This window comes from Bartonella sp. AD328YNZD (genome assembly GCF_042196425.1).
Map to the genome: position 1 here is coordinate 23,995 of NZ_JBHIQG010000006.1, position 6,587 is coordinate 30,581.

Below are 6,587 nucleotides of genomic sequence, written 5' to 3' on the forward strand. Positions count from 1 at the left end.
AAAACAAAATATTGTTCTTGTTATGTATTCACGCGTTGCTAGATTTAACAGTCTCAATATTCCCAAAACTCTCTTATGACGGTACCCATGAAGAGTATAATAATCATTTCTCTATGAAGGGTATAAAATACATTATGCTCTCCATTTTTACTGAAATATAAGGTACAAAGCGGCACCATCATACTCTTTTTCAGTTTTCAATGCGACGATAATGTTTGCATTGAGAGGATTCATATAAAGATATTTCACGCCTTTTTGAAAGTACTTTTATCCGCATACCACCTTCATTTATGATACATAAACAAACGATTTCAATTGATCCAATATGAATAGGATTAAAATGAGAAACCCTCATGATATTTAGGTTTTTCACTCATATTGTGGAACAATAAATTATCATTATAAATCAATATATTGCTTTAATAAAAGAGAAAACATAAAATTTTATATTATGCTTTCTTTGGCTGGCAAGTTTTATTAACCTTAAAGTCAAGGAAACTATTTTTGTGTAATGCGTGCCATGGTCTTTTGGGAAAGCATTTTGTGTAAATATGTCATAAAGGCGGCTGCAAAAAGCGGTGTTGCTAAATTAAGAATTGGAATCGAAACAAAAAGCGCTATCAATAATCCTGCACCAAAAACCGTTGTGTAATGAGTATGTAAAAAAGTACGTGCATCTTGCTCTGTTCGAAAACGATAAGCAGCAAACAAGAAATATTCATGACCGAGCAAATAACCATTAATAAGATAAAAAGCAATTAAATTAATACCTGGTATGAAGAATAAAATAAAAGCAATTCCATTACCAAGAAGGCTTAAAATAACAAATTTAAAGGAAATGATAAGAGAACGCTGAAACGGCAAAGCTTGTCCAATAGGCTCATTTGGGTAATCCTCTTTTTCAATGATTTCAGCAGCAGAATCAATGAAAAAACCACCAATCATAGCGGTGATTGGTGCAATCAAAAAAGCTAACAAAAGAGCCAAACCAAGATTAAAAATGATAAGCATGCTAAAACCAATCCATCCCGCCCAACTAGGGAGTCCAGGAAGAAATTGAGCAATCCAGGGCCAAAAGTAAGACACAAAAAGTTGGTGCACACATAACCATAAAATGGTGAGAATGAAAAAAGTAACCCCCAATGCTTTCAGTATCATAATACGATATTGCGAGGTCAGAAGACGTTGTAAAGCACGATAAGCAGCAGTAAAAATCATAGATTAATAAACTAAGGAAAGAAGCAAAAAAAACAAGAAATATATTTAAAGTATGTACAGTGTAATTTTTTCTTTCTTTGAATTACAAGATTTTTTTCAAAAACATTATAAAAAACGGATAAGGCTCCTTTATTTAAAATAAAGTTTGAATAAATAGAAATTTTGATTTTTAAAACAAAGAAGAATTTAAAAAGCAGCTGTTGTAGAAGAAGTTTTTATTATTTTTGTACATAGTGTAGATTATTGCGTTTATATGATATATGTAAAAAATTAAGGAATAAGAACTTTGGAGAGGAAAGTTATTTACTTCTATTTATTCAGTAGATTTATCTAACTTAGTTTATTTAAGTGCTTAATTGTTTTACACAATTCCTAAAATTCTGTACTTTTCTACTATTTGGCAGCATGCTTTTGCCTCTCGCTTTCAAAAAAATATTGAGTTCAATGGAATAGGGGTAACGTAGTAGCTCCGTAGATATTCTAATTTTGGGCAACAGAATGATTAATATGATAGAAGTGGAAAAAATAAGCTTAGGCGATTGACCGTCCGATTCCATGGAAGAGCAGTTTTTTGAGAAGAAGCAAAGAAAGGGAGATGTCACTGATGCTTAAAAATGATGAGATTTTGAATTTTAAAAGCCATAAGTGCAATGAAGTAAGAATTCATTGAAGCACTTTTCATACAAGTGGTGCACTGTATCAAATAATTTTTAGATAATAACACCATTAATTTATGAAGAGAATTGATCATTTTCAACTTGAATAAGAATCCAAAATATAGAAATATTCTTTAATTTCAAAGTCTCTATTCAACATCAAAAAATTATTTACGTGCACATTATAGGCGAGACCAATGTATGGGTACAAAGCTTTCGATAAAAGAATAAAAATGCTTCTCATGAATCGTCACAATGTGAGGATATCATGGATAAAATTCTAGTCTTTGTGGTCTTGGTATGCTGGAGAGAGGAGACAGACATTTAATCTTAAAGACCGATCACTGAGGAAAATAATAAAAGCGTCAGTTTCATAAACTTATAGACAGTGGTACAATGAATTTTGTCTACACTCTTTATGAGCGTCAGTGTGAGGTATGCTTAAAATTGCATTGAGATATTTATAATATATTAATTTATACATCATTTTCATAGTGAATAAGAGCTTCAAATAAAGTTGTCATATTTTCTCATGAGCTGTTCTCATCATGAAACAATCAAAATCATTTATTCGTATATCATAAATAGGACCAATATGGGGATAAAAACATTGAAGAGAGAAAATGCTTTTTATAAATTTTATCCAGTGCAAGAGCTTTCTCAAAGTTAATGTTAGGCAAAGTGAATGATAGCTTGTTTTTTTATAAGCTGGGGAGACAGTAGTGCAATAGATCCTACTTTTATGAAGGCTAGAGTGAGATGTGATTTTTTTAAAAAATATTTTCCAACGCTTGTCACACCCATTTCGCAACAGCGCTTGTGAATGGTCTATGGGTAAAGCTCTCGTGAATAATATAAAACTTATAGGGCATCACTATACTCTTAATAAAAAGAGTACGTTGGTGCCATCATCCTTAGTGTTGTCCGAGACAAGCTCTTGGTTCTTGAGACGGTCCATTATAAGCGCTTTTAGTTCTTTCTTAAACGTTTTGTATTCATACAGTTATCCTTGTTTAAAACGTGCAAGAAAATGATTTTTATTGATTCAATATGAAGAGAGATTGGGAATGAGAGAATCTTACGATGTCTGGGATTCTAATTTAATATGAACAATGCTAGGTTATCATTATAAATCAAAAATATTATATACTAATTGAGATGGATAGACACCTATTATCAGTTCTATTTTATAAGGTGTTTTAATATCAACGCGTTTGAAGAGTTCTTATTTGCAAAGGGGTATATTTTTCTCATGAGGAGTAGATGTTTGGGGGGCAAAAAATGATACAATCACGTTTGCTAATTTTTGCGCTACGTGTTGTTTACTCATATGAGGCCATTGTTCAACTTTTTTTCTACTTACGAGATAAACTTGATTTGTATCAGAACCCATGACACTTGTACCATCTACTTGAAGAGAAATATCATTAGCAAGAATGAAATCAGCTCCTTTTTCAACGCATTTCTTTTGCGCATTAGCAATAATATCGCATGTTTCAGCAGCAAAACCAATGACCAATGAGGGGCGTTTTGGAGCGTGTCCAATCGTTGCTAAAATGTCAGGATTTTCAACCATTTGAAGGGATGGTGGTGTTTTATGAGCATCCTTTTTAATTTTGTGTAAAGATTGGGTTTGACTACGCCAGTCACAAACAGCGGCAACAAAGATGGCACCATCAGCAGGCAATGCGGTTTGAACGGCTTTTAACATCTGTTGTGCTGTTTCAACATGAATTGTTTTTACTTCTTGTGGGTCTGCAAGATGAACAGGTCCACAAATAAGTGTTACTTTTGCACCCAAATGTGCAAGAGCGGTTGCAATGGCATGACCTTGTTTACCTGAGGACCGATTAGCAAGATAACGTACTGGATCAATTGGTTCATGGGTAGGGCCAGAGGTAACGATGAAATGGCGGTCAAAGAGAGGTTTTTCATGCACATTCAAAAGATTCTCTATAGCAGCGACAATAGTTAAAGGTTCGCTCATACGTCCATATCCAATCTCGTCACGTTCAGCCATATTTCCGATTTCTGGTCCGATGATATGAACGCCATCTGCGTGCAATTGTGCAACATTACGAATAGTTGCTGGATGCACCCACATGGCTGGATTCATGGCGGGTGCAATCAAGAGTGGACAGCGTGCTGCTAAAAGGACACAATCAGCCAGATCATCTCCTATGCCATTGGCTATTTTTGCAATGCGGTTGGCTGTAGCAGGAGCTAAAATAATCAGATCAGCATCACGTGCTAATCGGATATGTCCGATATCATGTTCTTCTTCGCGTGAAAATAAATCAGTATATACAGTACCACCGCTTAAAGCTTCAGCGGCTAAAGGCGTAATAAATTTTTGCGCCGCTTTTGTCATCACAACTTTTAAATCTGCTCCACGTTCTTGTAAACGGCGAATCAAATCAAGGGCTTTATAAGATGCAATACTTCCACCAATAATAAGAAGGAGAGATTTTGATTTCAATGATTGCACTTCAACAGCACTGGCATGAGAGGGGAGTGTGGTGTGAGTAGGGGGATTGCTTAAAAGACGGCGGGCTTCTTCTTCCATAGAAATACCATTTTGCGCGGCGCGTATGCGCAAAGCTTCTTTGGTTTCAAGAGACAGGTTACGAATAGTAATACTGGCCATAAAATACCTCCAAGAAATAAAAATGATTTCAATGATTTCATTGTTGATATTTTTAGCATATTAAGGAGATTAGAAAAGATGAAAAAAGTAAAAAGTAAGACAAGCGCAACAAAGTGCAATGATGAAAAGACTATAACGACCATAACGGTTTCTGTGACTTTGTTCCACAGCAAGTTGTTTGAGGGTAGCAGGAGAAAGATTAAAACCTGTTTTTCTCATTTGATTGAAATCTTCTTCTATTCGTTGGAAATTTTGAACCAATTGTGGTGTTTTGCGTGCCAGCGAAAGGAGAGCTTGTGCTCCTTCACTAAAGTCTTTTGCAACGCCTACGGGTCCTAAATTTTTACTAATCCATTCTTTGACAACGGGTTCAGAAGCTTTCCACATATTAAAAGTGGGGTCTAATGTACGGGCAACACCTTCCACGACAACCATTGTTTTTTGCAGCAATAAAAGTTCAGGTCGCGTTTGCATGTCAAATAATTCAGTGACTTCAAATAATAAAGTGAGCAATTTAGCCATGGAAATGCTTTGTGCTGATTGTCCGTGAATTGGTTCGCCAATAGCGCGGTTGGCTTGCGCAAAGCTTTCGATATTATGGTGTGAAGGAACATAGCCGGCCTCAAAATGGGCACGTGCAACTCGATGGTAATCGCGGGTAATAAAGCCGTAAAGAATTTCAGCAAGGAAATGCTTTTCTTTTTTGCCAAGCCTTCCTGTAATGCCTAGATCAACAGCAACAATACATCCTTTTTCATCTACAAATAAATTACCAGGATGCATATCGGCGTGAAAAAAACCATCACGCAGTGTATGACGAAGAAAAGATTGAATAAGCGTAATAGCAAGCGCCTTCAAATCAAAACCTGCTTCTTTGAGTTTGGAAGTTTCGGATATTCTTATACCATCAATCCATTCCATTGTAAGAACATTACGTCCTGTCCGTTCCCAGTCAATACGTGGAACCCGAAAGCCTGTATCATGTTGAATATTTTCAGCCATTTCAGATATAGCTGCTGCTTCTAAGCGTAAATCCATTTCAAGTCGTGTTGTTTGTGCTAAAGTATCCACCACACAAACAGGACGAAGCCTTCGAGAGGCAGGGATATAGCGCTCTTGTAAATGAGCAATGAGATAGAATCCTCTAAGATCTTTAGAAAAACGTGCTCTGATATTGGGACGAATAACTTTTACAGCACATTTTTTCTTATGGCCAGTTTCATCACTATATTCAGCTGGATGAACTTGAGCAATAGACGCGGCGGCAATGGGGGGATAAAAATTTACGAATAAATCATCAATAGAGCGACCAAGAGAACTTTCAATTTGAGTAATAGCGGCAGTGCAAGAAAATGTTTGGACGCGATCTTGTAGCTGTGACAAATCTTCCGCAATATCACGCCCAACAATATCAGGTCTTGTGGCAAGAAATTGACCAAGTTTTATGTAAGAGGGTCCAAGCTTATTAATGGCATATGAAATATTTTCAGATCGTTGTTTCTTTTTTGTTTTGCGTCGTGCTAATGCACTCGCTATACGATGACATAGCGCTGGAAATCCTTGAAGATCATCATGAGGGAGAGCACTTAAAACACCTTCACGTGTTAAAACCCATCCTGCACGCATCAATTGAAAGTAAGGGGAAACTTGCACCATTTTTAAATTTTCCAACCTGAATGCAGCGCTGCAATCGCACCGGTGAGATTGCGGTACGATACCCGCGAAAACCCCGCATGCTTGATCATATGGGCAAAATCATCTTGCTTAGGAAATTTGCGGATAGATTCAACCAAATAACGATAAGCATCGCCATCATTTGCGATAAATTGACCCAGCTTAGGGATAGCATGGAAAGACCAAAGATCATAAATTTTATCCAACAGAGGCATCTCGACATTTGAAAATTCTAAACATAAGAAACGTCCACCGGGCTTTAAGACACGAAAAGCTTCTCTAAGGGCTTGATCAATATGAGGAACATTGCGAATTCCAAAAGCAATCGTGTAAGCGTCAAAGCTTTGATCTTCAAAAGGTAGATGTTCTGCATTGGCTTCAACAAAATCAAT

Annotated in this window: 4 protein-coding genes; all 4 read right to left on the reverse strand. The window is 36.3% G+C overall.

What is annotated here, in order from left to right; translation table 11 throughout:
• Window positions 1–498: 498 nt before the first annotated feature.
• Complete coding sequence (locus ACFIO3_RS00840; protein WP_375608984.1) at window positions 499–1,218, reverse strand: sulfate transporter family protein; 720 nt, start codon at window positions 1,216–1,218, stop codon at window positions 499–501.
• Between the two features lie 1,881 nt (window positions 1,219–3,099).
• Window positions 3,100–4,521 (reverse strand): bifunctional phosphopantothenoylcysteine decarboxylase/phosphopantothenate--cysteine ligase CoaBC, encoded by a 1,422-nt coding sequence (gene coaBC, locus ACFIO3_RS00845; RefSeq protein ID WP_375606125.1) that lies wholly within the window; start codon window positions 4,519–4,521, stop codon window positions 3,100–3,102.
• 69 nt (window positions 4,522–4,590) lie between these two features.
• A complete protein-coding gene (gene ubiB / locus ACFIO3_RS00850) occupies window positions 4,591–6,177 on the reverse strand; it encodes a 2-polyprenylphenol 6-hydroxylase (RefSeq protein WP_375704024.1) in 1,587 nt (528 codons plus the stop codon).
• A gap of 2 nt (window positions 6,178–6,179) precedes the next feature.
• Window positions 6,180–6,587: ubiquinone/menaquinone biosynthesis methyltransferase (locus ACFIO3_RS00855; RefSeq protein WP_375704025.1), on the reverse strand; the 408-nt coding region annotated here is incomplete at its 5' end.